This is a genomic window from Trichocoleus sp. FACHB-262 (assembly GCF_014696035.1).
Classification (GTDB): domain Bacteria; phylum Cyanobacteriota; class Cyanobacteriia; order FACHB-46; family FACHB-46; genus Trichocoleus.
Genome location: NZ_JACJPK010000017.1, coordinates 376,340 through 401,385, shown reverse-complemented (window position 1 = coordinate 401,385; position 25,046 = coordinate 376,340). Strand labels below are relative to the sequence as shown.

16 protein-coding genes, 1 pseudogene and 1 riboswitch are annotated in these 25,046 nt (G+C 51.1%); of the genes and pseudogenes, 5 read left to right on the top strand and 12 right to left on the bottom strand.

Going from position 1 to position 25,046, the window contains the following annotated elements:
* Positions 1-7: 7 nt before the first annotated feature.
* A complete protein-coding gene (locus H6F68_RS02910) occupies positions 8-622 on the bottom strand; it encodes a GDSL-type esterase/lipase family protein (protein WP_190556309.1) in 615 nt (204 codons plus the stop codon).
* Positions 623-782: 160 nt separating this feature from the next.
* Here H6F68_RS02910 and H6F68_RS02905 point away from each other — a divergent pair, with 160 nt between their 5' ends.
* Positions 783-3,605, top strand: coding sequence for a hybrid sensor histidine kinase/response regulator (locus tag H6F68_RS02905; RefSeq protein ID WP_190556307.1), 2,823 nt, complete (start codon positions 783-785; stop codon positions 3,603-3,605).
* Between the two features lie 74 nt (positions 3,606-3,679).
* On the top strand, positions 3,680-5,008 hold the full coding sequence (locus H6F68_RS02900) for a response regulator (RefSeq protein WP_190556305.1): 1,329 nt from the start codon (positions 3,680-3,682) through the stop codon (positions 5,006-5,008).
* Between the two features lie 42 nt (positions 5,009-5,050).
* On the opposite strand, the gene H6F68_RS02895 is transcribed toward H6F68_RS02900, so the two are convergent.
* A complete protein-coding gene (locus H6F68_RS02895) occupies positions 5,051-7,819 on the bottom strand; it encodes a family 10 glycosylhydrolase (protein ID WP_242065306.1) in 2,769 nt (922 codons plus the stop codon).
* Positions 7,820-8,304: 485 nt separating this feature from the next.
* Complete coding sequence (locus H6F68_RS02890; protein ID WP_190556300.1) at positions 8,305-10,962, bottom strand: RNA helicase; 2,658 nt, start codon at positions 10,960-10,962, stop codon at positions 8,305-8,307.
* 575 nt (positions 10,963-11,537) lie between these two features.
* Positions 11,538-11,667, top strand: a riboswitch (cyclic di-AMP (ydaO/yuaA leader).
* A gap of 148 nt (positions 11,668-11,815) precedes the next feature.
* On the opposite strand from H6F68_RS02890, the gene H6F68_RS02885 reads away from it, so the two are divergent.
* Positions 11,816-12,646, top strand: a complete 831-nt coding sequence (locus tag H6F68_RS02885; protein ID WP_399312828.1) for a universal stress protein — start codon at positions 11,816-11,818, stop codon at positions 12,644-12,646.
* A 28-nt stretch (positions 12,647-12,674) separates the two neighbouring features.
* Here the strand turns inward: H6F68_RS02885 and H6F68_RS02880 are convergent, their stop codons facing one another.
* The 6 genes and pseudogenes from H6F68_RS02880 to H6F68_RS02860 all read right to left on the bottom strand — a co-directional run bounded on the left by H6F68_RS02880 (position 12,675) and on the right by H6F68_RS02860 (position 18,500).
* Positions 12,675-15,188, bottom strand: a complete 2,514-nt coding sequence (locus tag H6F68_RS02880; protein WP_206755494.1) for a tetratricopeptide repeat protein — start codon at positions 15,186-15,188, stop codon at positions 12,675-12,677.
* Between the two features lie 219 nt (positions 15,189-15,407).
* Positions 15,408-15,587, bottom strand: coding sequence for a photosystem II assembly protein Psb34 (gene psb34, locus H6F68_RS02875; RefSeq protein ID WP_190431326.1), 180 nt, complete (start codon positions 15,585-15,587; stop codon positions 15,408-15,410).
* Positions 15,588-15,690: 103 nt separating this feature from the next.
* On the bottom strand, positions 15,691-16,494 hold the full coding sequence (locus tag H6F68_RS28820; protein ID WP_313930015.1) for a thiazole synthase: 804 nt from the start codon (positions 16,492-16,494) through the stop codon (positions 15,691-15,693).
* Between the two features lie 237 nt (positions 16,495-16,731).
* Positions 16,732-17,727, bottom strand: a pseudogene (thiO, locus tag H6F68_RS28815) (glycine oxidase ThiO); the annotation flags it as partial.
* A 36-nt stretch (positions 17,728-17,763) separates the two neighbouring features.
* Complete coding sequence (locus H6F68_RS02865; RefSeq protein ID WP_190556295.1) at positions 17,764-18,129, bottom strand: hypothetical protein; 366 nt, start codon at positions 18,127-18,129, stop codon at positions 17,764-17,766.
* 32 nt (positions 18,130-18,161) lie between these two features.
* Positions 18,162-18,500 carry a 2Fe-2S iron-sulfur cluster-binding protein gene (locus tag H6F68_RS02860; RefSeq protein WP_190556293.1) on the bottom strand — a complete coding sequence of 113 codons (339 nt, stop codon included), beginning with the start codon at positions 18,498-18,500 and terminating at the stop codon, positions 18,162-18,164.
* Positions 18,501-18,609: 109 nt separating this feature from the next.
* Between H6F68_RS02860 and cimA the strand changes: the two genes are divergently transcribed.
* On the top strand, positions 18,610-20,268 hold the full coding sequence (gene cimA, locus H6F68_RS02855; protein ID WP_190556291.1) for a citramalate synthase: 1,659 nt from the start codon (positions 18,610-18,612) through the stop codon (positions 20,266-20,268).
* A gap of 4 nt (positions 20,269-20,272) precedes the next feature.
* On the opposite strand, the gene H6F68_RS02850 is transcribed toward cimA, so the two are convergent.
* Genes H6F68_RS02850 through cruF form a run of 3 tightly spaced genes read right to left on the bottom strand, consistent with a single transcriptional unit; the run spans position 20,273 to position 23,318 of the window.
* On the bottom strand, positions 20,273-21,067 hold the full coding sequence (locus H6F68_RS02850; protein WP_190556289.1) for a ZIP family metal transporter: 795 nt from the start codon (positions 21,065-21,067) through the stop codon (positions 20,273-20,275).
* Between the two features lie 32 nt (positions 21,068-21,099).
* Entirely contained in the window at positions 21,100-22,314 is a 1,215-nt protein-coding gene (gene cruG, locus H6F68_RS02845) for a 2'-O-glycosyltransferase CruG (RefSeq protein WP_190556785.1), read from the bottom strand.
* Positions 22,315-22,346: 32 nt separating this feature from the next.
* Entirely contained in the window at positions 22,347-23,318 is a 972-nt protein-coding gene (cruF, locus tag H6F68_RS02840) for a gamma-carotene 1'-hydroxylase CruF (protein WP_190556287.1), read from the bottom strand.
* A gap of 473 nt (positions 23,319-23,791) precedes the next feature.
* Between cruF and H6F68_RS02835 the strand changes: the two genes are divergently transcribed.
* Complete coding sequence (locus H6F68_RS02835) at positions 23,792-24,991, top strand: F420-0:Gamma-glutamyl ligase (protein WP_190556285.1); 1,200 nt, start codon at positions 23,792-23,794, stop codon at positions 24,989-24,991.
* Positions 24,992-25,046: the final 55 nt, after the last annotated feature.

Here is a 25,046-nt window from a genome sequence, read left to right as displayed (position 1 = left end):
CAAATGTTTAGCCCCGATTAGGAAACCAACCCCGCCAAGCCGACCAATTCTGCACCAACTCCGCCAACTCCACATAACCCGCCGCTCTCGGATGCGCTCCATCAGAGGCGATCGCCTCTGCAACCCAAACCGGAGACGCTTGCAACGGACCCGCGATTTTCAAAAACGGCACCTCAAGCCCCTGACAAAGCGCACCTAACTGCCCTGACAGGTTACTAATTCTTCGGTTTTGCTCAGCATCAGCCACAGGGGGTGGCCCTACCATCAACACAGGCAGCGATCGCCGTGCTTCAGTCAAAATCTGACGCGCATTTTTGATCGAATCATTGGGGTCAACGCGCGGCTTGCCATCTTCGATCGTGGTATCGTTCACCCCAAACGAAAACACAACTCGGCGATCGCAACTTGCTGGAAGACGACGCTCTACTTCTTGCTGCCAGCGATCGCGAATATCCGCACTAGTTTCACGCCGAATCCCTAGGTTGTAGTAAGTGACGTTGTAGTTATTATGAATAGCCGCAGCGCAGATTCTACCCGTCCAACCTAGGCATTCTGGGTCGCCAGTGCCATTGACGAAGGAGTCTCCGACAAAACAAATTCGGATATCCGCTTGATCGGACATGATTATGAAAGGAAGTCTAAGCTTTGGGTAAAACGGTCAGGCCACAGGTTTTCTCAAAACTAGAAAGTAACAATAAATACAGATTTTCTTAATTGTGAGGATGTTTTTTGACAGGGTGGGAACTATAGAAACACATCCTGACTTCAGTGGTCACTGAGCTATGTTGTCTGATTCTATACCTAATGTCGTAGTTAAGGCCTCTGGAAAAGTTCCGCTCAGGACAGTTCTGATAGTTCCATTCATCCTACAGATTTTTGTAGCGGTGGGGCTGACAGGGTACTTATCACTGCGAAACGGACAAAAGGCGGTGAATGAGTTGGCAACCCGTTTAGAAACAGAGGTAAGTAATCGCGTCAATCAGCACCTCGATAACTATGCAGCCACCACTCGGTATCTGACTCAAATCGATGGCGAACAAATTGATCTAGGTTTGCTGAATCCAGCAGACGCTGATCGCTTGTCGCAATTTTTCTCTAAACAGGTAAAAATTTATAACGTTGGCTACATTCTGTACGGTTCTAAAACAGGAGAATTTATCGCCTCTGGTTACTATCGCGAGTCTTCAATTCCGAAGCATGGCAACCCCGATATCAGTCTAGTTTTGCCAAAGCGCTACGGCAGCACAGACCTGTATAACTATGCGACGAATGACCAGGGTCAACCAGTCCAATCCTTTCCGGGCACTAAAGATTACCAATATCAAAAAGAAGGTTGGTATGCCAAAGGCGTTGAAACGGGTAAGCCAGGATGGAGTGAAATTTACCAATGGGAAACTAACTCGTATCCCCTGTCGATCGCGACCAGTCGTCCGATTTATGACAAAACGGGCCAGCTGATTGGTAGTGTTGGCGTAGAGCAGCGGTTATCTCAAATTGGAGATTTCCTACGACAAATCCAAGTCAGCCAGTCCAGCAAAATTTTTATTTTGGAGCGTGATGGCTTTTTGGTTGCGAGTTCTAGCGATCGCCCTGTCTTCTCCGTGGTGAATGAGAAGCCGCAAAGACTAAGAGGTGTAGAAAGCCCGGACACTCTCATTCAAGCCACCTCTAAATATTTAGGTAATCGCTTTGGTGACCTGAAAACAATTCAAAATCAGCATCAGCTAGACTTCCGAGTAAACGGCCAGCGTCAGTTTGTCCAAGTGAACCGTTGGCAGGATGAGTGGGGCTTAGATTGGCTCGTCGTGGTTGCTATGCCCGAATCAGATTTCATGGGCCAAATCAATGCCAATACTATCAACACGATTTGGCTTTGCCTTGGTGCGTTGGGGTTGGCTACGCTCCTAGGGATCTATACCTCTCGCTGGATCACCCGACCGATTTTGCGACTCAGTCAAGCTTCAGAGGCGATCGCCCAGGGTGAACTTGACCAAAAAATCGAGGTTTCTGGAGTCAAAGAACTTACTGTTCTGGCTCAATCTTTCAATCGCATGGCCCAACAACTACGAGACTCCTTTACAGCGCTAGAAAACACCAACCAAGCCCTAGAACAGCGGGTGGAAGAACGCACCGCAGAACTTAAAAATGCCAAAGAAGTCGCCGATAGCGCCAACAAAGCCAAGAGCGAGTTCCTCACCAACATGAGCCACGAGCTACGCACTCCCCTCAATGGCATTCTCGGCTACACCCAAATCCTCCAGCGCACCGAATCCATGACCGATAAGGGGCGTAAAGGCATCAGCATCATTCATCAGTGTGGCTCTCACTTGTTGATGCTAATCAACGACATCCTTGATTTAGCCAAAATTGAAGCTCGAAAAATGGATTTGAGTCATAGCGAATTCCATTTTCCGTCCTTCCTCCAAGGCATTGCCGAAATTTGTCGGATTCGGGCAGAGCAAAAACAGATCGCCTTTGTCTATCAGCCAGATGTAGAGTTGCCAACTGGGATTCGAGCTGATGAAAAGCGACTACGCCAAGTACTGATCAACCTGCTGGGAAATGCCATCAAGTTTACTGATAGCGGCAAGGTGACTTTTCGGGTGGAAGTGCAAGCCATACCAGGAACCAATAGCCAGAAGGCCAAACTCGAGACAGATGCCTCTCCTTGGCGAATTCGCTTCCTCGTAGAAGACACAGGCGTAGGGATGACGCCAGAGCAAGTGAAGAAAATCTTCCTACCCTTCGAGCAAGTGGGAGATATTAGGAAACAATCTGAAGGAACTGGGCTAGGCTTGGCAATCAGCCAAAAAATTGTGGGATTGATGGGTAGCAGCCTGGAAGTACAAAGCAACTTTGGCCGAGGCAGCAAATTTTGGTTCGATGCAGATCTGCCCGAAGCTAAAAATTGGGCTGTTGCTTCTAGGACAGCTCAGCAAGGCACGATTGTAGGTTATCAGGGAGCCAGACGCAAAATCCTAGTTATTGACGATCGCTGGGAAAATCGTTCTGTTTTAGCGAGTCTACTAGAACCAATCGGTTTCGAGGTGATTGAAGCAAACAATGGCCAAGAAGGATTAGATACAGCAGTTGCTATACGTCCTGACCTGATCGTCACCGACTTAGTTATGCCAGTCATGGATGGCTTTGAAATGCTGAGACATTTACGGCAGCTCTCTCAGTTCAGAAATACGGCTGTGATTGCTTCTTCCGCGAGTGCTTTTGAGACGGATGAATATAGAAGCGTGACAGCGGGTGCCAATGAATTTTTACCCAAGCCGATTCAGACTGAAACCTTATTGCAATGGATACAACACTACCTAGAACTGGAATGGATTTATGACCATAAGCTGGAGCAGCTAGGTGCAACCGTCGATCCAGCGGAGAGTATAGATTCAACCTGGAAACTCCCAGCCGCAGAAGAATTGCAACACTTACACCAACTGTTAGCGATGGGAGATCTGGACGGCATTGTAGAGACAGCTCAGCGACTAGAACAGGCCGATTCTCAACTGGTTCCCTTTGCCCGCAAAGTAGCGGAGCTAGCTGAAGGCTGTGAACTAAACGCACTCACGACTTTGCTCAAGCAGTTTCTGCCAGAGTGATGCCCCAGACTGCTGACTTAAATTCATTTTGCCGCTTTAACAGCTTCACTTTTAACAAACACTGCTTATCAGCTATGTATGACCAATCGACCGGATTCATTTTGATTGTGGATGACAACTCCACCAACTTGTCGGTGTTGTCTCAAGCACTCAAACAAGTAGGTCTAAAAGTGCGGGTAGCAATGGATGGAGTCAGCGCCATTAATATTGCTCAGCAACAATTACCCGAACTCATTTTGCTAGATATTCAAATGCCAGGGATAGATGGCTTTGAAACTTGTACTCGCTTGAAAGCTGATCCGTCTACCCAAGCGATTCCCGTAATTTTTATGACGGCTCTGGCGGATAGTGAGAGCAAAGTGAAGGGCCTGTCATTAGGGGCAGTAGACTACATCACCAAACCCTTTGAAGAGCAGGAGGTGATGGCTAGGGTCAATACTCATTTACAACTGCGGCAACTGACGAAAGCTTTAGAAGAAAAAAATGCTCAACTTCAGCACTCGACAGAAGTGCTAGAAGCGCGGGTAACAGAGCGAACTGCTGAACTCTCTAATGCTTTACAAGATTTGCAACGTTCCCAAGTGCAACTGGTGCAGAGCGAAAAAATGTCTGCCTTGGGGCAACTAGTCGCGGGCATTGCTCACGAACTGAACAATCCCATTGGCTGTATTGTCAGCAACTTGGCACCAGCGTTTGAGTATGTCACTGAGATCACGAAGGTTATTGAGTTTTATCAGCAGGCTTGTCCTGAAGCGGCTTTGCAGTTGAAGCAAACCTTAGGCGATATTGACGTTGAGTTTGCATTAGAGGATTTGCCAAAGCTGCTCCATTCTATGAAGTTGAGTACAGAGAGAATTAAAGACATCTCAATTTCTTTGAGAACTTTTTCTCGCTCGGATGCCACCGTGAAAATGCGAGCTGATTTACATGATGGCTTAGAGAGCACCTTAACGATTTTGCGCCACCGGTTGAAGGCTGGGAGTGTGCGAGTAGCGGGTAAGGAGCATCACCGTCCTGCCATTGAGGTGGTTAAGCACTATGGGGAGTTACCTCCGGTGGAATGTTATTTAGGGCTACTCAACCAAGTGTTTATGAACATTCTGGCTAATGCAATTGATGCTTTGGAGGAAGCGCTGCCCGCTACACCTCAGATCTTGATTCAAACCGTTTTAGTTAATCAGCAGATTGTTGTTTATATTTCTGACAACGGAGTGGGGATGCCGCCAGAGTTGCAGCCAAGAGCTTTTCAGACATTCTTCACGACCAAAGCCGTGGGTAAAGGTACAGGCTTAGGGTTGTCGATCGCTCGGCAAATTGTGGAAGAAAAACACGCAGGCCATTTGAGTTTCACCTCTGAACCCGGTCAAGGAACGAAGTTTGCGATCGCCTTGCCCCTCAGTTGAAACCAAGCTTTTGCTCCTCAGTCAATCCTGGGAGTAATGGGTTTACCTATTAGCAGAGCGGTTGGGTGTTGAGTTGAGCGTCACGCGATCGCCGTAGTTTAATAGGGTGTCGATGGTGTCTAGGCGGTGCTCCCAAGCGTCTACTTGGTAACGATGCTCTAAGGCGTATAGATTCATCCAACTGCTAAATTGAGCCCGGAAGTTAGTCAATTCTCGTTTGGCAGTTTTTAAGCGATCGCGTCCGGGACGTTCGGCTAGGGCTTGGAGCGCTTGGTCTAAGGCTTTTGATTGATTTTGCCAACGGCTTAAAGCAGGTTCCCGCATCCAAAGTTGCTTTTGCCCTTGAAGGAAATTCCACTCACGTTGCAGAGCTGTGTAACGTACCGCTGCCGCCGCAAAAGGTTGACGATAAGGGACAGGCTCTTTGGGGGTTCGTTGAATGGGTCCTTGAGTTTTTTGAAAGATGGTTTGCAAGCGATCGTTGAAATTCTCAGCCGCAAATAGAGCATAACCTCCAGAGGGCAAGTCTCGTAGCGCCTGAATCTGATCGATCGCCACCGCTTCGGGCAGGTTCAACAGCCGGATTCCTGGCATGATCAAGGTGGAATTGAGCTTGCTGGAAGTTAGGTAAGGCTGGACTAGGCGTTGGAACCGATTGGTATCCATTGCATACGCCATCGGCACGACCAAATCAATATCTCCCCGCTCTGCCCAAGTTTCCCAATGCTGTTGCAGCTTCTGGATGCGTTCGTGCTGCGGTAGGGGAAACACCGCGACTGACATGACCAAATTAGGTTTTGCTCGACGTAATTGCTGTGAGGTTTCGGCTACAAAGCTGTCGATTTGTTGGGTGCGGAAGCTAGTCCAGCGCTGCCACAGGTTGCGATCGCTAGGAGAGATTTTGAGGGGGTCAACGCCGGCAAATTGCTGAAATTGCTGACGAGCGGCTTTGCCATAACCGTAAGTGCGACCAGCCGCTGGATCTTGGAAAGGATAGCGAATGTAGTCTAACTGAATGCCATCAACTTGATAGCGGCTGGCAATCTCGTTGAGAAGTTGCTGCAAATAACGCCGTACTTCAGGATTAGCTGGATCAAGAAATGGTTTCTCTTGGCCCGCTGGGATGATGCGACCCCGGTTGTCGTAGTTGGCCCAGTCTGGATGGGCTGAAATGACTGGCCCTGGGTAATCCTTAGGAAGATTTAGCAGCAAGTTGTGGCGCTCGTTGCCAGCAGCAAAGGCCCAAACCCAGGCGTGGAGCTCCATGCCTCTAGCATGAGCCAGCTTGACGGCAGCGGCTAGCGGGTCCCAGCCACGGGTGAGCGGGTTCTGTTGTGGTGCCACTTGGCTGGGATAAATGGTATAGCCTGCATTAACGGTTTCAAAGAAAACTGTGTTAATGCCCGATGCTGCCAAGCGATCGAATAAAGCTGCGAGTCCTTGCTCGGAGCCCGCTCGGACAATGGTGCCTCGGTCCAGCCATATAGCACGAATTTCCGGTTGAGCCCGTAACCGTTCAGTCGGATAGTTATCCCAAAGGAATCGTCGAGTTTGAATCCACTGGCTACGAGCTTTGCGGTAATCTCCTTGTGCTACTAATTGAGAAAATTTTTGCAGCCCTTGGCGAGCCGTGGCTACAACTTGAACCGGGTCAGAGAAAGCAGCCGTGGCTGACGTTTCAGTAGGCGTAGCGGCGACAAACTCCTTGCTGCTGGCAACTAAACTGGATGCAGTTGTGTTATTGGGTGTGGAGATTGAGCTAGCTGTCTGAGCAGAGCTGTTAGCGGCATTGGCAGTGAGGAGAGCGCTTGCCACTCTGCCGATCAAATTCTCTAGCTCTTGGCGCATTGCGATCGCTTCGAGCGTGGCGATGGGGAGTGCCCCAGGCTCAACTTCTATGCCTGGAGGCGCTACCTGCTCGGCAGGGTCGTTGCCAGACTGGGTAGGTGCCTGACGCAACGCTGTGGAACCGGTTGGCGGTGTAGAGCTGAGAGGAAGGCTGAGGGTGCTGGTACCTACCGTGGGTTTTGGGGCTGTGCTGTTAGTTGAAGTCGCGGGCGGTGGCGCTGCTGCGATAGGAACTGTAACAACTGGCACCTCACCATAGCGGCTCAAAGCGGCCCGGAGCCAAGTGCCATCAAACTCAGCAGAGCCCGAGGAACGCCGACCCCAATTCCAACCAAAGAAAGTGGATCGCTCCGTGGTCACGATTGCCGGTGGGTTGTCACTGGGCGCTCCAGTGGCAGTGACAGCAGGATTAACGCCTGTAGCACTTTTCCAAGTCGCAATCGTTTGGCTGCTGAGGCTAGAGGGCATAATCACACCTCCCCAGAGGCCACTGGCCGCTTGGCCTTTGCGTGCCCAAGACTGGGGTTGCCTCGTGATGGTTTGCAAACCCGTGGGTTCTGAAAGAGGGTAGGCCCAGTAAGCCCCCAAGAGCGATCGCAAAGCTTGGCGGACTCCTAAAGGCGACAACCGACCGACCGGGCCACTAACGACCACCCGTCCGCCTCGACTCATCCACTCTTCTAAGGCGATCGCTTGCGCTTCTGTAACTGTTTCCACATTGGGTAGAAATAGCACGCTGATGCCGTTGAGGTCAGCGGCTCGCTGTACTTGTTGGAAATCAATTACCCGATAACCGACTTTAGCGGCTTGCAGCCGAGTGGTAATACTTTCCCAGTCAGCCGCATTATCTGAGCTGCGTGCCACTCCTAGAGATACCCGTTCGGCAACTGCTGGGGAGAGCAACACGAGACATTGCAGCAACAAGCCTAAACAAACACTAGTCGCTAGCCGACTCTTGCTCATCAGATTCAAAAGTAAACGAGTTGAACGAGTTGAGCGCCTTTGATGCATCACTAGATCGGCAACATCCAAAATAACTGACTGAGAGCGAAGCGATCGCTGGAACCAAGGCCACAGCTTCTGTTACAGATTGCTATGAAAACCACGCATGCGAAAAAACCAGCTCCTAAAGCGGATATCGCAGCCACAGGCACCTTCCCGCAGCTATTGCCAGGGAGAAACTGGAGCTTTCTAGGAGTAAGACTTTAAGACTTATTTCAATTTGAAGGGTTCCCTAAATAGGCCCAAAAGCTCAACGATCTCTGCACCCCTGCCCGATTAAATTCTGTGTAGAGCTTTACCCCGCTGTTTATCCTACCCTTGCTAGTTCCTGAGTGCAAACCGTGGCACGCTCAACTAGACCTCGATATCAAACACTCAGGGTTGCAGCATCTCCTAACTCAACCGCCTCATTGACCGATATCAAACACTCAGGGTTGCAGTATCTCCTACTCAACCGCCTCATTGACTGGGAAGCGATCGATTAACTGGATAGCTCGGTAGGCATTCTGGCGCAGCGAATTTGGCAGATGTGGGACATGGGGAATTTGCGAAAGGAAATCTAAAGTCCGCCGCAAAATCCGTACTACGTCTCCTTCGTCCAAACTGGTGTTTTCTCCCAGTTCTGCCCATTCCACTCCCAAAGCCCACTGCTCGACTAAAGCAATTAGCTCGTCTTCTAGCCAAACGGGTAAAGCCACTTGATGCCGTCGTTGCACCTGGAATAACTGCCGTCGTAAGCCCCGTAAGCCACCCAGCGCTTCTTCAACTGCCGAGGAAGCTTGGTAGCGAGTCCAACTGTCAGGACGCGAGACCTCTGTGACCAAAGCAGCACAAGCGGCAGCCAAATGGTGCGGGTCCAGATCATCGAGTTCTCCTGACATCAGGGAGATGCCCAGCCATAACTCGTTATCGCCGCGAATGGCTGCTGCTGCTTGACCCAGAACAGTCGGAGTTAAGCCATCTAAGCCGCCAAACGTCTGCAAAATCTCAATCAAGTGAACAAACTCTTCCCAATGCTGGTGGGATAGCTGCTCTAACTTGGCTTGGCGTTGAGCAATATCTTCCTGCAAATTCTGGACTCGGCGCTGCCGCTTTAAGAGCGTGGCAGAATTGCCCCATTGATGTAGGGGATGTGCCTCTAGTTGGGTTTGCACCGCTTGCAGCCGTTCGAGTTGGGCTTGGACTTCTGGGGCAGTTTCGAGGAGCGAAGGCACAGGAGGAATTTGCCGGGCGATCGCTCCTGTTTCTTCGCTGCCTTTGCGGCATTGTCCTGGTTTCAGCGGCATGTCAGCGGGAGGGATGAGGCTGTCTACCGCCTTAATACGAGGAATCTCCGCTCGCAAGCTGACGACATCTCCTACCGCTACGACATACCAGCGATTATCTTGACCCAAGCAAACCAGATAAGGAAATTGGCCCGAACCTGGAGTTTTCATTACCAGAGCCGCTGGGATTGGCTCGGCGGTAGGGACGTTCTCTCCCTTCAGCCCCAGTACGGTGCCCGCGATCGCAAATGAGAGCGCTACAGCAATGTCACCCGACTGCATCTCTTGGGCTTGGTGCTGCAAAATTTTCAGGAGGCGGCGTTCTTCTTTCAGGCGCTCTTGCAGCTTTTCGTAACTAGAAAATAGTTGTGGATCAACCAGCTCAAGCTGGGCTTGAAGTTGCTCAAGCTCTTTAGTCAGATCAGCGATCGCCTGTTGTTGGGGCCGCAAAGACAGCGTGGCGAGATATTGCCCAAAACTGCGCTCAACCAGCTCTTGCGCTTCTTCTAAGGTGTGAGTTTGCAGCAAGTTTAGGACCATGCCATAGCTGGGAGTAAATTGGCTGATCAACGGATCAGCTCCGACTGTGGCTAAGTATGCGGCTTCTTTGGCCCCCTCAAAGGGAGTTTGCACCGTGACGACATGCCCTAACTCATCCATTCCTCGTCGGCCCGCTCGACCCGACATCTGGAGAAATTCTGAGGGATTGAGGAGGCGATGTCCCAAATCGGTGCGCTTGGAGAGGCTAGAAACCACTGTGGTCCGGGCAGGCATGTTGATGCCAGCGGCCAAGGTTTCGGTGGCAAAGACCACCTTGATCAGCCCTTGCTGAAAGAGTTCTTCAACTAAGCCTTTCCAGGCAGGCAAAATTCCAGCGTGGTGGGCGGCAATACCCCGGTAGAGCGGCTCAATCTGCCCAGCCCGCCCAGCGTCAGGGTGTCGCATCAAAAACTCATCAATCAGGTGTTTCAGCTTTGCCGCTTCCGCCTCGTTGACCAAGGATAAATGCTCAACTTGGGTAATGGCGCGATCGCAATTACGACGGCTAAAGATGAAATAGATAGCTGGAAGCATATCCCGTTGCTGCAACTGGCTGACCACATAAGCCAGCCCAGGCTCGTCTTCCCGCTTGCGTTGGCCTCGGCCTCCTTTAGGTTTGAGGCGGGCGTTGATCTTTTTTTGATCTTGGCTGAGGAGAGGAAATAAGCCTTTGGGGTTACAGAAGTGAAAGCGTAAAGGAACAGGGCGGAAATCTGAATAGATCAGCTCTGTGGGGCCGTGAACTCGACCAATCCAATCCGTGAGCTGATCGCTGTTGGCAACAGTGGCTGACAGCGCGACTAGCTGCACATCCGGTGGGCAGTAAATAATCGATTCTTCCCAGACGGTGCCCCGTTGGCGATCGTTCATGTAGTGGCATTCATCTAAAACCACCGCTTCTACACCAACCATTGAGGTGCCAACTTCACCGATCGGGGTGCCGTAAAGCATGTTTCGGAAGATTTCGGTCGTCATGACCAAAATGGGTGCTTCTCGGTTGATCGATACATCCCCTGTCAGCAGCCCAACTTGCTCAGGGCCAAAGCGATCGCGAAAATCCCGTAACTTCTGATTGGATAACGCTTTGAGCGGAGTCGTGTAGAACACTCGTCGCCCCTGAGCCAGAGCGCGATAGATGGCATACTCGCCAATTAACGTTTTGCCTGACCCCGTTGGCGCACAGACTACGACCGATCGCCCTGCATTCAGAGCCGCGATCGCTTGATACTGAAACGCATCTAATTCAAAGGGAAACAGCTCTCGTAAATTTAGTTCTGGCAGAGTAGAGGAAACGTTCACGCACTAAGTTCCAATCAGGTTGAGATCTATACTCAAGAGGCAAAATTTCGCGAGAAATTGGCCTACAATTCATCTTTTCAATTGTAAACCGCAGCTACTAAAGCTGTTTGCTAAGATCGACCTCGTCACCTTACGAGGAGGTTGAGCCAAGTCGGTTATTGCATTCAAGAATCTTAATAATTGATTGTGATTAAAGCTTGACTATTCTTCAGCTTAATCTAGGGCAAATCAGACCGCGATCGCCACTTCATACATACATTTCTGGCGAATAGCAACCGAGGATACAGCGGCAAATATCTGATTGATCGTAAACTTGGCTACTGCTTTTAGGTAGATGACCATGCGGTTTAACGTGAGCTATATTGTCTCAAGGATGAAGGGTTCAATCAACCTCGGATAAGGAATTCCTCATACAACCGTGTTGGTGAAGGATTTCTTAACGTTATTTAAATCACATCTGAGCACAATCTTTGCCCTGAAATAGAACCGTCTTTTGATGGCATTTCTTACATCAAAAAGGCGTTCATTAAAACATTCAGTGGGTAGCCTAATCCGGATTAATAGGCATCAAGGTGAAAACTTGAATGCTGTTTCATCTGGAACGGAGGAACCGATTTTTGGGGCTAATCTCAAAGATTAATTTGAGAGAGACACCTTCCAGTCTTAGCCCGTCAGCTAACTCCGTCGGCAGTGGGAGGAGTACCTAGGACGCAGGCTTTTGATAGCAACGGTCATTGCGGTCTCCTAGCAGATATCAGATTCCCCTAAGAGATTTCTCTCAGAGTTAATGATGTCTGTTTCCTGGCCCACCTCTCGAAACAAGTAGTCTGGAGAGGTTTTTATCGTGAATATTATGCCAATGTTGGTGCGGCTACAGGGCGCACTGGGTTCAACTGACTTAATCGAGCAAATTCTGCTGTTGCCTCAGCGGCCCAAGGGCGATCGCTCTTCCGGTAAACTGCATTTACCAGGTCAGGCTCGGCGGGCTACTAAACGGCACCTCCAGGCTAACCGTCCAGAAGCAGCGTCTGGAGCTGATGCCGAAATTAATTTGGTGGTGGGCTACAATAGCTCCCCGAAGAGCCAGACCGCTTTGGATTTGACCCTGTGGATTGCTCACCAGACTCGTTTAGCGACTCGTCGCCAAGTGACGGTGCAGGTGGTCTATGTCATCAATCCCACTGACTGTCTAGATAGCATTCCCACTACAACCGATTTTCGCCCAGTCAGAACTGGCAAGAAATCTTCTCAGCGTCAAGCGCAGCTATCTAAGGCACTGGTGGCACCTGATACTTATAGTGCGGCCTCTAGCGCAACCTCTAGTGCCACTTCGGAGCGGGAAGGCGCGATCGCAACTCTAGCTGAACCGACCCTAGAAGATGCTGGGCTACCATTTGGCAATTACCCCCTGTGCCAAGTAGACCAATTTGAGCAGGCAGACCGAATTTTGTGGCAAGCCCGCTGTCTAGCTAACGAGTGGCGTGGTTCCCTGAAAACGCACCTACGATTTGGGCAAGTCGCTCAGGAATTGCGGAGTGTGGCTAAAGCAGAATCGGCAGTGCTGTTGTGGTTGGGTTGTGACTCTCCCAAGAACTCCATTGTCCGAACCTTGAGCGCTAATAGCCCTTGTCCCGTCTTGGGCGTACCCTCTTCTCTCCATCCCGATCGCTACTTTGATGCCTAACTCCCGCTTGGGCCTAGAGCAGTTGTCCTTAGAGCCGTGGCAAAATTTCAGGTAATAAATGACCTGGTAGTAGAGATAGCGCTAAGTTCTGGCCTTGCAGACCACACTCGCTGTAAAAAGCCCGTACCGTTTGCAGGACATAGCCTAGCGCTGTTTGGTGAAAATCAGGTTGGTGCTGCCATCCTTGTAATGCTTGCAGATGGTGACGCAGAGACGCTTCTAAATGAGCAGACTTAGCAGGCACCGGAATAGCGCCCGCCTGATCGGTCGCTACTTGGTAGTGGGCTAAACCTAGGTTGTTGTGAGTTGCGAACACGTCAAAGGTCAGTTTAGCGCCAGCACCATTAGGCGTTTGGTTTATTTGTTCAAGAATGGCTAAAGCTGCTTCGTAGGCTGCGATCGCGGACCGTAAAGCTTGTTGTTGGGCTTCTGGTTGTTCTTTGGAACGGCTAGCCAGGTGCCAATAAGCGGTGCCCAAATTGTTTTGAGTCGCTGCATAGGCAGCAGGATTAACTTCTACGGTGCGGTAAATTAAGGCGATGCGGTAGCAACTAATCGCCAAATTGAGAAACTCTTCCGGTTGCTCATGCTGGGCTAAATTCCAATAAGCCGTGCCCAAATTGTTTTGGATCATGGCGTAATGCAACGGCTCCTGCTCTGGGTTGTAGAAGCTGAGTGACTCGGTGTAAGCAACGATGGCTTGCTTCAGATGTAAGGCAGGTTGATGGTGTTGTGCCAAGTGCCAGTAAGCCGTACCCAGGTTATTTTGGGTGGAAGCATACTTCAAAGGTTCTACGTCTGGTTTGCGATGTCGCAACGCTTCCTCGTAAGCTGTGATCGAGCATTGTAGGTTCTCGATCGGCTCCCGGTAGCGAGCTAAATCTCCATAGGCGGCTCCCAAATTATTCTGAATCATGGCGTAGGATTGCGGTTGCTGCTCAGAACTTACATGAGTCAGCGCCAGGTGATAGGCCGCGATGCCTTGCTCTAAATAAGGCAACCGTTGTTTCGGGTTGGGCGGAAACCGGGACAACATCCAGTAGAGATTGCCCAAGTCATTGAGAATATCCGGAACTAAAGCCGAAGACTCTTCTAGGTGAATTAAAGCTTGCTCATAAGCTTGAATGGCGATCGCCAACTGTTGAGGAGAGTTGTGTCCTTGCTCAATGCGATCGCGATAAAAATTACCAAGAGTGCGATAGGTGACAGCCAACCCTGTAGTTTCTGTTTGTTGTTGATGTAACTGCTCTAGATGCCGCAACATCCGCAAAGGCGGAAAGTCCTCCAGAGCAGCCACTAAAGGGGCAGGCAAGGTAGCACTAAGACGAGAGAGAGACGGAACCGGAGCATTGGCTCGTAGCGCTGTTGCCCCTCCAATCTCTTGAATTGCCGCTGTCAGAACTAAATTGACAAGTTCCGGCGCAATTGATGGAAGAGGAGCTTCTGTAGGTGTATTGTCTAACTCTGATGAGTTCGCTGCTGGAGCGGTAATTGATGGGGATTGAGGCTCTGTAGCAGCCGTACGCAGAGGCTGCGGTTCTAAGGCGGGTGATTCTGAGTGAAATCCAGAGCGGGCAGGCAGGCTGTTGGCTGTAACCTGGTTGGTTGGCGCGGCAGCAGTCGGAACGTGAACGCTCCAAGAGGTCGGTGGAGGAGAAGCTGGATTGGCAGTCAGGCGATCGCCTGTACTTTCTGTTGTTCCTGCTGAAGCTGCTGTGGTTTCTAAGTCATCCACCAAATCTCCAAAGGCCAATTCATCAGCCAACAAATCCCGTGCACTAATGGGCACATCTGCGGGTTTCTGATTGGCAGGTGAAACTGGATGATGGCCAACGTCAGAAGCAGAGGCGATCGCTGGCTGGGGACGCTTCGGGGTTGGCTGATGAGTGAGAGCTACTTGGTCTGAGTGACGGCGCTTGGGTTGCTCAGAAACGACTGAAAGTGGCGTGGGTTCTCCGACAAACTCAAACACGCCAGTCCGCCAACCCCAAAACTCAGGGGCAGACTGCTGAATGGCTCGAAACCAAGGATGCGGCACCCACAGCAACAAGCTGGCTTCCAGAGTAGGTAAGCTGCGATCGCACCCTTGTAAATAACTGAGAAACAACCGCTGTACCGCAGCCGATTGTCGCGTCAGTCGCTCAGTCCCCAAGATTTGGAAGCTAGGGGTCGGTGGCTCTGTTCCTGCTCCTTTGGGTAAAGGATGACGAGCTAACCACTGAGTCACCTGAGCGATCGGATTAGGATCGTTGAGATTGAGGTTGAGCGTAACCAGTCGGGGATAATCTGAAGCAAGCCCAGCCTCTTCAGGGTGACGCATGTTTGCCGAGGCAGCGGGATACGCGAGTTCCGCATGGAGCCGAGCCGCCAAGCGATTTCGTAGGGCTAGATCATCGCAGACCGCTACAAAAATTTGACGGCGTAAGTGTAAGCTCAGCGCTCGTTTTAAACGCTGATAACTTTGCCGATTCAAATGTGAACTGGTTTGATTCGGCCCAGTCATTCGGAGCAATGGGGAGTGGCGATCAGCTAGTTGCACCAACAATACCCTTAATCGTGGCGAGGAAATCTGGAGGTATAACACTCTTCAAATTCCTCAAGCTCGATTCAGGACTAAAGCTTGATTTTGACGAACTTTTAATGTAAAGCGATCGCGCTGATCAGCTCACTGCAGCGGAAACCTATAGCAAAAAGCCAGGTTGCTCGAAATAAGCAGTACCTGGCCTATTTTTATATTTTGAAAGTTTAAAGCTGATTTTTTCTAGCCTAGGTTGGATACGGAGAAGGCGACAAAAACGAGCCCACCGACTAAAACCATTCCTAAAGCTCCCAAGATAAGGGAGTTTCTTTGTTGGGATTTAGTGGGTGGTTCTGCTTGATACATCTTCGGCTCAACAGCGAAGTTATTTAAGCGTCCACCTTCCTCGGTCGTATAACGCATGAACAAAACCCTCAGTTTTTGTATTAACTAACTGTAACAAAAATCAGGAAGATACTCTCGCTCCTAAGTTAGAAACTAAAAAATGCTCAAATTTACTTTAGATTTACTGAGTAATGGTGCCCGTGAGGGGTGAGCTAGCGCTAGCGTGGCTTTTCACCGGAATACGACCTGCTAGGTAAGCTAGACGACCTGCCTCTGCTGCTAAGCCCATCGCTCTAGCCATTGCTACCGGATTCTGCGCTTCGGCGATCGCGGTATTAATCAGTAAAGCCGAAGCCCCCATTTCCATTGCTTGGGCGGCTTCACTGGGTGCCCCTAAACCTGCATCTACGACGACAGGCACTTGGGCATTCTCAATAATGATTTGGATATTGGCAGCATTTTTGATGCCCTGCCCAGAGCCAATCGGCGAACCCAAAGGCATCACCGTCGCACATCCTACTTCTTCTAATCGCTTGGCTAGGAGTGGGTCAGCATTGATGTAGGGCAACACGGCAAACCCTTCTTTAACCAATTGCTCAGCTGCTTCTAGAGTGCCGATGGGGTCGGGTAGCAGGTACTTGGTATCTGGAATCACTTCCAATTTGACAAAGTTGTTGTCTTCCTGGCCCAGGAGTTTTGCCATTTCTCGGCCTAAACGGGCAACTCGGATGGCTTCTTCTGCGGTTTTACAGCCTGCGGTGTTGGGCAACATCCAGATTTTGCTCCAGTCCAGTGCTTCAGCTAAACCTTCATGGCCTGGGGCTTTGGTTTGTACTCGTCGCACCGCCACCGTCACAATTTCACAACCACTCGCCACGACACTCTGCTGCATGTCGGCAATGCTGCGATATTTGCCAGTGCCTGTCATCAAGCGAGAGCGAAAGGATCGCCCAGCAATCACTAAGGGGCTATCTAGCGTCGTGATATCGGCTTGAGCTAAGGCAGGAACAGCGTGAGTCAACACAGAATTAGACCTTGGGAGAACGTGGGTAGAAGAGCTAAGAGCAGTAGGAGTTGAGGAAGCTGCCAACGAAGCAGGGGGAGTTGAGGGTTTCGCTTGGTGAAACCGTTGCCAACTAAAATGCCCCAACAGTAGATCGGGTTGTTGGGCGATCGCATCGGCAATCAGTTGAGCGGTAATCGGTGCCAGCAAAATGCCGTTGCGGTAGTGCCCGGTAGCGAGTAGCAGGTTAGTGCAAGCACTCGCCCCTAGAATCGGCAATTCATCTGGAGTTGCAGGCCGAAAGCCCCACCACAACTCTTGTAAAGCAAAATCTTGTAGGGCTGGATACAGCCGGATTGCTCGTGCCAGTAACTCTTGAACGCCTGCGGGGGTGTTGTTGGGGGTAAAACCAACCTCCTCACTGGTGGCTCCAATAATAATCCGACCATCTTGGCGCGGCACGATATACAAATCGGAGCCAAACAAAACTCGTCGTAAAGGTAACCCTGCGGCTGAGTCGGGTGACTGAACAGCTAACATTTGGCCTTTGCGAGGCTGCACTGGAATTGGCAACAGTTCATTCGACCAAGCCCCTGTGGCTAAGACATAATGCTTGGCTTGCCAATCTCCCACCGAAGTTTGGACGCTGACGACTTGGCGTTGCTGCTGCTGAATTGCTTGGACGCTGAGGCCATCCTGAATATTCACGCCGAGAGTTTGGGCAGCAATCCATAGCGTTTGGGTGAGGGCGCGGTTATCCACTTGAGCATCCTCTGGAAACCACCAACCCCCGACGACTTCTGAGCCCAAACCTGCTTGGTATTGGTGAATCACAGATTGATCTAGCCATTGAGCTTCGGTTCCGGAGGCTCGGGCGATCGCGGCTGCCTCTCTCAGATCTGCTCTATCATCTGCTGCGTAGACAGGAGCCAAAATGCCACAGGGCCAATAACCTGTGTTGGCACCCGTCAGGTCCTCCAGCTTACGAACCCAATTGGGATAGAGTTGGCGCGATCGCAGGCACAACTCCAGCATTGGCCCTGGCGGGATGCCTTCGGCTTGAGGCGCTAACATCCCGGCGGCGGCATGAGCGGCGGCTTGCTTAAAATCACGGCTGAGAATCGTTACCGTAGCTCCTCGCAATTTCAGCTCAATCGCGATCGCAAGGCCGACGATACCGCCGCCAATGATGAGAACGTCACTGGTTGTATTCATGCAAGCTGAAATTGAGTCACAATTACTAAGTCGTGATTACCAAAGCGCTGGAACTGGCTTACTGCCTGCGCCCACAGCGCTAGGAGCAGTTGTCGTGCTGCCGCCACCAGCACTTGATCCGGCGGTGCCTGTAGCGGAAGTGCCACTGGGTTGGGTGGTTGTGGTGGTTGTGGTGCCAGCGGTACCAGTTTGGCTAGCAGGAGCAGAAGTGACAGGCTGATTGGTCGAGCGTTGAGTGGTTTGGCCCACACTCCGCACCTGAGTAGCAGGAGAAGCAGTGGGGCTAGGACTTGCTGACCCGCCAATCTGTTGAGTCGAGTCACGAGCGCGCAAGGCAATGAATGCTCCCAGCAAGATAGCGAAAACTATCAGTCCAATCACAGCTTTTAGTAAGTCATTCATTGGTGTTTTTCTTCCCCAAACCTCTCTTCAGTCTATCCCTCTGGAGTCCAGAGCGGTTGAGTGCCTTGGCCCCAAAATCCATCGAATTTAGTGACTCGCACATCCCCTAACACTTTGGTTTGACAAGCCAGTCGGCGATTTTGGTTAGTGTCATGGGGTGGCAAAGACCGCCGAGTGCGATCGCGCCAGTTAGCTTCTGAGACTTCCCCCTCGACCTCAACGGCACAAGTACCACAGCTCCCTAAACCATGACAGTTGATGAAGCTGGCGTTGCCATTATGCAAAGCAACGCTATTTTGAAGCAAAACCTGACGGAGATTGGCTCCGTGATCGCAGATAAAAGTTTTTCCTTGAGCTGTAACCTGCGGCATGATTTTAAGCTGTGCGAACCAACGGATTGTCTTACAGCTTTAAAGTTTAAATTTCTTTACACTTTTTGAAACGCCTTTATTCCATCCTTCCTCTGCTTTGGCTGCTTCCATGACCTCACAACCTTCTCCCCAACTCTGGATTTATGACACTACCCTGCGGGACGGTGCCCAACGCGAAGGGTTATCTCTATCCCTAGAAGATAAACTCCGCATTGCTCGGCAACTCGACCAACTGGGAGTGCCGTTTATTGAGGGAGGCTGGCCCGGAGCGAATCCTAAGGATGTGCAGTTCTTTTGGCAAATCAAAGAAGCACCACTGGCTCAGGCAGAAGTTGTGGCGTTTTGCTTTACTCGCCGTCCCGGAAGAACGGCTGCGACTGATCCCATGTTGCAACCCTTACTAGCCGCAGGTACTCATTGGGTCACGATCGTCGGAAAATCCTGGGATCTGCATGTGACTGAAGGACTGAAAACCACGCTGGCCGAAAATCTAGCGATGATCCAGGATACGATCGCCTATCTTCGCAGCCAAGAACGGCGGGTGATTTATGATGCGGAGCACTGGTTTGATGGCTATAAACATAACCCCGACTACGCACTGGAAACGCTAGAAACCGCGATCGCAGCAGGAGCGGAGTGGTTAGTTTTGTGTGACACCAACGGCGGAACCTTGCCGCACGAAATTAGTCAGATTGTGCGAGAGGTCAAGCAGCGCTTAAGGGAGCGTCGAGCCGCTCAAAACGCGGATTTCCACGCTCCCTTACCCCCCTTGGGCATTCACACCCACAACGATACAGAGATGGCGGTGGCCAATGCGATCGCGGCAGTAATGGAAGGGGCGCAGATGGTACAGGGCACGATCAACGGCTATGGCGAACGCTGTGGCAATGCCAATCTTTGCTCTTTGATTCCCAACTTGCAATTGAAGCTGGGTTACTCCTGCCTACCTCCCGAAAAACTGACGACGTTAACGCAACTCAGCCGTTATGTCAGTGAAGTAGTAAACCTGGCTCCCGACGACCATGCTCCTTATGTGGGACTTTCGGCCTTTGCTCATAAAGGGGGCTTGCATGTCAGCGCTGTGGAACGCAATCCCATCACGTACGAGCACATCCAGCCAGAGCTAGTCGGCAACAACCGCCGAATTGTGATTTCTGACCAAGCAGGTCTGAGCAATATTCTGGCAAAGGCGCGGAGCCTCGGTATCGAACTCGACCCGCAAGACCCCACCTATCGCCAAATTCTGCAACACCTGAAAAATCTGGAGCACGAAGGCTATCAATTTGAGGCGGCAGAAGCCAGCTTTGAGTTGCTGATGCGCGAAGCATTGGGTCAACGACAGCAACCATTTGAACTCAAAAGCTGGCAAGTTCACTACCACATGATGCCCGACACCGAGCCATCGCAGAGTTTGTCTTTGGCAACGGTGAAATTGGCAGTAGATGGCCAAGACATTCTCGAAGCAGCGGAGGGTAACGGCCCCGTTTCTGCACTGGATACAGCCCTGCGTAAAGCCTTAGTTAACTTCTACCCAGAAATTGAGAGTTTCTATCTCACCGACTACAAGGTGCGGATTTTGGATGGTGGGTCGGGCACCTCTGCTAAAACTCGCGTGCTGATTGAATCTAGCAACGGCTACCAACGCTGGACTACGGTGGGCGTTTCCACCAATATTTTGCAAGCGTCTTACCAAGCTGTGGTGGAAGGTTTGGAGTACGGCCTGCTACTGCAACACCAAGCTAAGGTAGCCCTAACCACTTCTACCTAAGCAGTTAGCCCAAGGTGACATCTAGAAACATCATGGAAACGAAGCCGAGGATGACCCCAAAGGTTGCGCCTTTTTCGTAACCGAGGCGATGGGACTCTGGAATAATTTCATCGCTGATCACAAACAGCATGGTTCCTGCCGCAAACGCCATTGCCCAAGGCAAAATCGGTTTGGCTAAAGAAACTAGGCCCGCGCCGATCGCGCCACCCACAGGTTCAACTAAACCAGTCATCAGAGCCACTAGAAGGGCAGTCCCCTTCGAATATTTTTCACCCACTAGGGCTAGAGCCACCACAAAGCCTTCGGGCATATTTTGCAGCCCAATTCCGGTAGCGAGGGTGATGCCATTGGCTAGAGTTTCGCCGCCAAAGCCCACGCCTACTGCTAAACCCTCAGGGAAATTATGAATGGTAATCGCAATAATAAAGAGCCAAATCCGCTTTAAGCTCGCCGGATTGGCACCTTCTGGACCCTTAATAAAATGTTCGTGAGGAGAATAGCGATGGCTGAGACAGAGAAACAATCCACCTAGAATCATTCCCACGGTAACGATCGAGGCTGCTACCACTTCGCTACCTGTCTGCTCGGTTGCGGCTTCAATTCCTGGAATTACCAAGGAAAATGAAGTCGCAGCTAGCATCACCCCTGCGCCAAACCCCATCAAAGCCCCTTGAAACTTCTGGGTAACTTTGCTCAAGAATAGGATAGGTAAGGCTCCGATCCCTGTAGCCAATCCTGCGAGCAGACTGCCAAGCAATCCCAGATAAAACACTGGTAGTTGAGCGAAGCTGTGGAGCATGGGGTAAAGCCAGAAGAGATTAACGAGATGGGCTAAGCCTGGGTGTAACTCCGCCCTCGCCACTGAATTGAGGTCTGGGTAGACGAAAGGAAGATGCGGAGGACGGCCAAGGGATCGGCTAAGGGTGAGAGCCAAAAGAGCCAAGTCGCTTTAGCTTGGGTGAGGTCGTAAGACGGCGCGATCGCCCACAGCAACCCAACCCGCATGGCTAGCAAGGCTAGGTTTAAGCCCAAAGCCGCTAGTACAGGTAAAGAACCAAACCCCAGGCTGATCCAGCTCAGCAAAATCAGCGTTAGAGGTACTGGTAATCCTTGCACAGCGGCAAGTAGCCATAGATCACCCCAAATTTGACCACGGGCTGCTGCATCCTTGAGGTCGAGCGATCGCCCCCATTCGCGCCAAGTTTCCGCTGCTCCTTCGTACATTCGTACCTTCAGCAACTTCGACCCATCAAAGAATCCCACTTTGGCTCCTTGGGCAGCCGCACACCGAGCTAGCGTGACATCATCACAGAAGGAGTTGCGCGCGCTGCTGTAACCGCCCAAAGCTGCCAAAACCGAGCGCCGACTGAGGAAGCATTGGCCATTCGCCATCACCCGTTCAGCGGAATTATTAGTTTCGCCAGCGGGGCCGAAGCGATACACCAACGTCATTAGCAGAGCGGGCTGTAACCACAGCTCTCCCGGATACTTGAGGATGAATTGAGGGGCTAGGGAAAGGATGTCGTAGCCTTCCGTGATCGCGGTCTTCACCAAACTGCTAACTAAGCCAGGGTTTAGATAAGTATCAGCATCTATGCCCAGCACCCAGTCGCTTTGCTCCGAGCTTTCGATGAAACCTGTATGTAAAGCCCAGGGCCGTCCCACCCAACCTGGAGGTAAAGGATCATCCGTCAGCAACCGGAAGCGTGGATCAGCTTGACCCGCTCGTTTCACTAGATCTGGCGTGCCATCTTGGGAACGGCTGTCCACCACCAAAACTTCTCGCACTTCGTAGCTTTGCTGGCTCAAACTGGCGAGACAAGGCCCAATTCGTTCTGCTTCGTTGAGCGTAGGCACAACGATACTGACCTTTCCCAGCAGCTCTGGGCTAGGTTTCTGAGGCTGTAAAGGAGGGTGACGAGTAGGACCGCGCAGCAAACGGGACAGCAAAATCGCGATAGCGGGAATTTGTAGCAGCAGTAGGACAAGGGCGATCGCTCCTGTTATAGAACCATCTCCTTGTCCACTGAACGCTACTGGAGTCAAAGCGAACTCATGCAACAAGACGAAACTGAGATTCACTTCGAGCCGAGTTCCATAGGCGCAACAGACAATTCACTCGCCAGACTAATCGCTGGTTCACTGACTTCGCCCACAAAAGGCAACACAGCCTCTGTCGTATCGCTAACTTGGTAGGCAATGCTAGTAGCGGGGGCCATGCGCCACAGAATCAATGCTGGAGCCACGCCAAGCGCTAGGCCTAAGAGCACTGGAATCCAGATGCCTGCGGCCAAGCTCATGATCATCGCGAAGGCGAAATTGCTGAGGTAAATAGCCAAAGGTAGCTGTAACTGCTGCCGAGTGAGTTGGATGGGCGCTTTACCCCATAGCAAAGCGGCCACGCTCATAAACACCGCACCAGTGCCCCACCAACCTGCAAAGTTTTGGTAAGGCATGCCGAAGAAAGCGCCTGGTTGTTTCCACTCCCAAAAAGGAACTGCCGTTTGGCTCATGGCAGGGTCTAGCACAAAGTCCCAAGACGTCAGCAGCAGAGCCCCCAGGGCGATCGCTAAGCCACCCCGGACCCATCCTGGTAACTTGGTCTGCTGGCTAGCCTCCAAACCCACGCGGGCCAATAGATAGGAAGCACAACCGAGGTAAAACCAAGACAAAGGAATCGTGAACGGCACCAAGCCCGCAATCTTGTAACCCAAACCGCTCAGATAATCGTAGTTACCAAAGGGAAAACCAGTGCTAGTGCCCGAAAGTTCGCTGGAAAGAGAAATGCAGACAGAGGGCACCATAAACGCCAGCCAACGCTGCCAGCCTAAAGTCCGATAGGTGTAGATGGCAACGGCGATCGCTCCTAGCAGAATGTAAACCACGCCGCCCCCAGCCATACTCCACTGAAACAGCGTTTGCCCCGCTGGAGGTAACATCAGAACAAACTCTGGGTGGGGTAAAACTAACAGCAATCCAGCTAGTCCAAAGGCCATTGCTACCACATGGCCAATTAAACTGAAGCGCTCAGCAGTCAAAAGTTGCTTCATACAGACTCCTCAGAAACCAAAGCACTCTGTGAGTGCATCCTAAAAGTTTACAAACGTTTAAGAAAAATTTACCGACTCAGTCCAGCCAGGTTCGATCGAGCTGAGCAGCTATATTGACAGATTTGGATCAACTCCAAGCCCTGACAGCTATAGCAATCTCCAGCCGCTCAAACTTGATTCACTTATCATAATAAGTTTTGTAAACCTGAAACGAGAAAAAAGCTGTTCGTTTCGGAGCATCTGGCACTGGCTTGAATAATAAGGCTATTAGCTGGATGCTTGAGCCCAGAGGGAAGCTTGACAAAAACTATGATTTTCCTCGCTGCCAAGCACCCGTTTCTTCTATAGACTTAAAGACGCATTGTTTCAAGTACTTGGACTTGGTTAGATATCACACTGCCTTAAAGTGGTTTGATTGCAACCAATTTGCACTAGGTAATTGCTTTAGTTAATTGATCGAGGGTTGGGCGACTGTGGGGAGTATCGGAATTGGTTTAGGAGCAGCGGCGCTACTCGTCGGGCTAGGGGGCTTAGCGCTAGAGAGTCAATATCGTCGCCGTCCGGGAAACGACCTGGAGTTGACCTCAGGTAACTGGCAACTGGAGGTGTACGAACCGCAACGGTATGTCCTGGTCGGTGAGCTAGAGCTGTGCAACCGGACTCGCAGCCTAGAAATTATGGTGCCAGAAGTTCAGGCTCAGGTAAAACTGCTATCCAAGGCGAGCTTGGAGGGTGTAACCCACACCACCAGAGTGATTCCTAATCATGCAGATACCCCAGCTAGACCTGATGACTACTGGTTTGGCTACATCGTCAAAATTGGTAAGTCCACACGCTTGCAAGTTGTTGTGGAGATGCAAGGTGAAGACCTAACACCGCTTCAGGTTGCCTGGATTCAAATTCGCTATGTTACCTATGGTCCGGAGGGACGCATTCCCAAGGTGCGGCATGTGATTGTGCCGTTGCAATTTCCGACCCCTGAAACCGCTCCCTCGCGCTGGCGACCTGCCACCAATGCCGATGTGTTGCCCATCCGTACGCATCTTCTGACTCACTTAGATGATCCGGTTGAGGTGATCAAGCGCTACGTCGCGCCTTACTCGCAACCCGGAGATGTGGTCACGCTGGGAGAAAGCCCAGTAGCAATTATGCAAGGGCGATTTCGGCACCCCACGCAAGTTAAGCCTGGTTGGGTTGCGAAGCGATTGTGTTACTTCTTCTTGCCTACTTCCAGCTTGGCGACCGCTTGTGGTTTGCAAGCCTTGGTAGATATTGTGGGCCCTGGGCGAGTGGTCTTTGCATTCGTGGTGGGCGCGATCGCCAAAATCTTTGGTAAACCGGGGATGTTTTACCAGTTAGCTGGGGAACAAGCTCGCCTGATCGACGATGTAACGGGTACTCTGCCGCCTTACGACCAATTTATTGTCATGGGACCAGAAAACCCGCAGCAAGTGGTCGATCAGATCTATCGAGAAACGGGTTTACTAGCCGCGATCGTAGACGTGAACGATTTAAAAGCAGTTAAGATATTGGCAGCATCCCCTGGCCTAACTCAAACCTTTTTAGAGCAGGCATTAATCAGTAATCCTGCCGGAAATTCTGACGAACAAACGCCAATCGTTTTGATTCGACCCACTGATGCCAACGGGAGCGCCAAGCCAGCAGTGAGCTGAGTAAAGTTAGCTGATAAATTGATGGCTCTTTGGCTGCTTCTATTCGTTCAGTCTG